The 3,868-nt window shown below is 72.1% G+C and carries 3 protein-coding genes and 1 pseudogene; all 4 read left to right on the top strand.

The features are described from left to right. Positions 1–275: pseudogene (locus ABZU75_RS45675) on the top strand (hypothetical protein); the annotation flags it as partial. Between the two features lie 118 nt (positions 276–393). Then, positions 394–861, top strand: coding sequence for an ATP-binding protein (locus ABZU75_RS45680; RefSeq protein WP_355569601.1), 468 nt, complete (start codon positions 394–396; stop codon positions 859–861). Between the two features lie 141 nt (positions 862–1,002). After that, positions 1,003–2,325, top strand: a complete 1,323-nt coding sequence (locus ABZU75_RS45685) for an MFS transporter (protein WP_355569604.1) — start codon at positions 1,003–1,005, stop codon at positions 2,323–2,325. Positions 2,326–2,584: 259 nt separating this feature from the next. Continuing rightward, positions 2,585–3,745 (top strand): M20 family metallopeptidase, encoded by a 1,161-nt coding sequence (locus tag ABZU75_RS45690; RefSeq protein WP_355569607.1) that lies wholly within the window; start codon positions 2,585–2,587, stop codon positions 3,743–3,745. The last annotated feature ends 123 nt before the right edge of the window (positions 3,746–3,868 follow it).

Here is a 3,868-nt window from a genome sequence, read left to right on the forward strand (position 1 = left end):
GGCCGGACCTCGGCCGGGACCGCGCCCCGGTCCGTGCCTATCGGGATGCCGGAGGCGGCGGAAAGGCGGCACTCCAGGTCCACCTCGGCTGGGCCGAGAACGAGGACGAGGCCATGGGCATCGCCCACGACCAGTGGCGGAGCAACGTCGCTGACCCCGGTACGGCGGCCGCGCCGCCGGGGCCGGCGCGGTGCCCGGCCGCTCCGGCGACCAGGGAGGAACCCGTACCGAAGAGGTCGGGACGGTTTCCGGTGACCTTGGGTGATGGCCAATGAAGTGAATTTTCCTCACTTTTGCGACATAGGACGGAAACAATTAGGGCGAAATCAATTCACAGATGCGGTTAGATGTTCTACCTTTGTTGTGGGAGCGCTCCCACAAGAAGGAGGCGCAGTGTCTCTCCACCACAACTCATCCGCGGCGTACCTTGACGCGGTCCCCGAGTACGCGGCCGAGTGCCTGCTGTCCGCCGCCCCGTCAAGCGTGCGTGATGCCCGCTCGATGGTTCGCCGGGAGCTCTCCCTGTGGGGTGTGGACGACCTCATAGACGACTGCGTGCTGGTCGTCAGCGAGCTGGTCACCAACGCCGTCAAGCACGGTGGTGCCGCGTGCGCACTGCGCATCCGCGGCGGCGGGGACCTGGTCCACGGCGAGCTCTTCGACCCCGGGGCGGGCGCGCCCCGCGTGTGCGCCCGCGACATGGAGGCCACCGGTGGCAGGGGCCTGCAGATCGTCGACGCCCTCGCCGACGACTGGGGCGTCACGCACTCCCCCTCGGGTGGCAAGACCGTCTGGTTCATCCTCAGCCTCCCCGAACCCGTCCGCCCTCATCCCGCCGGCATCCCGGCCCTGCGGCTCTAGCGGCACCCCGTTCCCCCGCCGATGGGCTCCCGCGGCGGGAGCGGACCGCCCGGCGCACTTCAGCAGGTAGGTGCGCAATCTCGGCGGATCGCCCCTTAGGCTGCGGACAGCCGGCCTTCCAGGGAGAGACGCGCATCGCCCATGACCACGTACGACCACACCCGTCGCGCCTGTTACACCGGGTACGTCACCCAGGCGATCGTCAACAACCTGGCCCCGTTGCTGTTCATCGTGTTCCAGACCCGCTACCAGCTGCCGCTGGAGATGCTCGGGCGGCTGGTGCTGCTCAACTTCGCCACCCAGTTGGTCACCGACATCGTGGCCGTGAAGTTCGTGGACCGGACCGGTTACCGCATCCCGCTGGTGCTGGCCCATGTCCTGTCGGCGGTGGGGCTGGTGTTGCTGGCGGTGGCCCCGGAGCTGTCACCCTCCCCGTACCTGGGACTGTGTGTCGCGATCGTCGTCTACGCCGTCGGCGGCGGTCTGCTGGAGGTGCTCGTCAGCCCCGTCGTGGACGCGCTGCCCAGCCCGCAGGAGGGCAAGGCCGCGGCGATGAGCCTGCTGCACTCCTTCTACTGCTGGGGACAGGTCGCGGTGGTGGCGGGCAGCACCCTGCTGCTGGCCTGGATCGGCCAGGGCGCCTGGCAGGTCCTGCCCGTCGCCTGGGCACTCGTCCCGCTGGTCAACATGGTGGCCTTCCTGAGGGTGCCGCTGCCCGCGACCGTCCCCGACGAGCACCGCACCGCACTGCGGGAACTCTTCCGCGCCCCCGCCTTCGCCGCGGCCGTCGTGCTGATGCTCTGCGCCGGCGCGGCCGAGCTGACCATGTCGCAGTGGTCCTCCCTCTTCGCGGAGGAGGGCCTGGGGGTCTCGAAGGTCTGGGGTGACCTGGCGGGTCCGTGCCTGTTCGCGGTCCTGATGGGCATCGGACGCATCGTCTACGGCCTGTGGGGCGAGCGGATCCCGCTGGTACCGGCCATGACCTCGTGCGGTGCGCTGGCGGCCGTCTGTTACCTGGTGGCCTGCCTGTCCGCCGACCCGGTGGTCAGCCTCGTCGGCTGCGCGGTGTGCGGCCTGGCCGTCAGCCTGCTGTGGCCGGGGACCTTCAGCCTCGCCGCGGCCCGCTTCCCCCTCGGCGGCGCGGCCATGTTCGGCGTGCTGGCCGTCTTCGGCGACGCCGGTGGCGCGGCCGGTCCCTGGATCGCCGGAGCCGCCGCGGACGCCTCCGCCGCCGCCACCGGGCTGCTGGGCGATCTGTCGGCCGTGCTCCCCGACGACGGCGGTTCGGGTCTGCGCACCGGCATCCTCGTCGCCACCGCCTTCCCGCTCGCCATCGTCGCGGTCACCCTCACGTACGGCATCCGGGCCGGGCGTGCGGGCGCCGTGACAGGCGGTGTCGTGACAGGCGGTGCGGACGGTGAGGCGGTCGGTGGCCCGCCCAGGGATCCTCGCCTCACGGGTTGACCCGCCGTGTCCACCCGAATCGCCGGGCCCCCCACCGGCGGTTCGAGTGCTTCAGGAGGTTCAGAAGGGTATGACGAGCCTTGTCATGCCCGATGGCCGGGCCTGCCGACCACAGAGGAGCCTTTGATGGATTCGCACCCGTCCGGCGGGATCGCCGTGGTCGACGGCGTGAGCGGGGGCATCGGCCCGGCCGAGGCCCGCGCGCTCGGCGGGGAGGGCGCATGAGGGCCGGCCACCCCCGCGGCCTCGGGGGGAGACCGTGAACGAGATCGGCGCGCGGCTCCGCGACGCGCTCCACGCCGAGCTGCCCGCCGCCTTCCGGCTGCGGCGGGAACTGCACGCCGAGCCGTGCCTGTCCGGCCAGGAGGAGCCGACGCTCAAACGGGTGCTGGACGCGCTGCCCGAGGGCAGCGCGATGGAGCGGGTGGCCGGGACCGGTGCGCTCCTGCGGGTCGGCGGCGACGGCCTGGCCGTCGGGGTGCGCGGAGAGCTGGACGCCCTGCCGATCTCCGAGGAGACGGGGGTGCCCTGGGCCTCGCGGAACGGTGCCATGCACGCCTGCGGCCATGACGTCCACCTCGCCGCCCTGGTCGCGCTGACCAGGGCGATCGACCACGTGAAGGCGCCGACGCCGATGGTCGCGGTGCTGCAGCCTCGCGAGGAGGGTCCCCCCTCCGGCGCCCGTGACATCGTCGAGTCGGGCGCGCTCCAGCGGAACCAGGTCGGCGCCATGATCGCGGCACACGTCCAGCCGGTGCTCGAAGCCGGTCAGACGGCCTGCACTCCCGGCGCGGTCAACGCCTCCGCGGACCAGTTCACCGTCATCGTCAGGGGGCAGGGCGGGCACGCGGCCTATCCCCACCTGGCCCGCGACCCGATCCTGGCACTCGCCCAGGTCATCGTGGCCGCCCAGCAACTGGTCAGCCGCGACGCCGACCCGATGACGCCGACGGTGGTCACCTTCGGGACCGTGGCGGCGGGCACCGCTCCGAACGCGATTCCAGAGCAGGCCGCCGCCCGCGGCACCATCCGGACGATGTCGGAGTCCTGGCGCCGCCGGTTGCACCAGCGCTTCCACGAGCTCGCCGAGGGGGTCGCCCGCGCCTACGGCTGCGAGGCGGAGGTGCGGATCATCTACGGGGATCCGGTGCTCGTCAACGACGCCCGCCTCGCCGAGGAGACCGGCTGCATCCTCGTCGACGCCGCCCACCACATGCCCGCCACGCTGCGCTCCTGCGGTGCCGATGACTTCGCCCACTTCGCGTCGGTCGTGCCGTCGCTGATGCTGTTCGTGGGCACCGACACGGAGGCGGGGCTGCACAGCCCGTACTTCCTGCCCGGAGACGACACGGTGCGGGCGCTCGCCGAGAGCCTGCTCGCCGGCTACCTCGGCGCCGCGCAGGTGATCGGCGCGGGCTAGGCCCTGTCCTGCGGATCTTTTGCCTACCGCGGTCGGTCAGGCGGCGCCTCGCCGCGTTGTCGTCGGTCACCGCAGCACGCTGCGGCTCCCTCCTCCGCCTTGCGAGACACCACCTGACCGATC

Source organism: Streptosporangium sp. NPDC005286, assembly GCF_040607515.1.
Taxonomy (GTDB): domain Bacteria; phylum Actinomycetota; class Actinomycetes; order Streptosporangiales; family Streptosporangiaceae; genus Streptosporangium.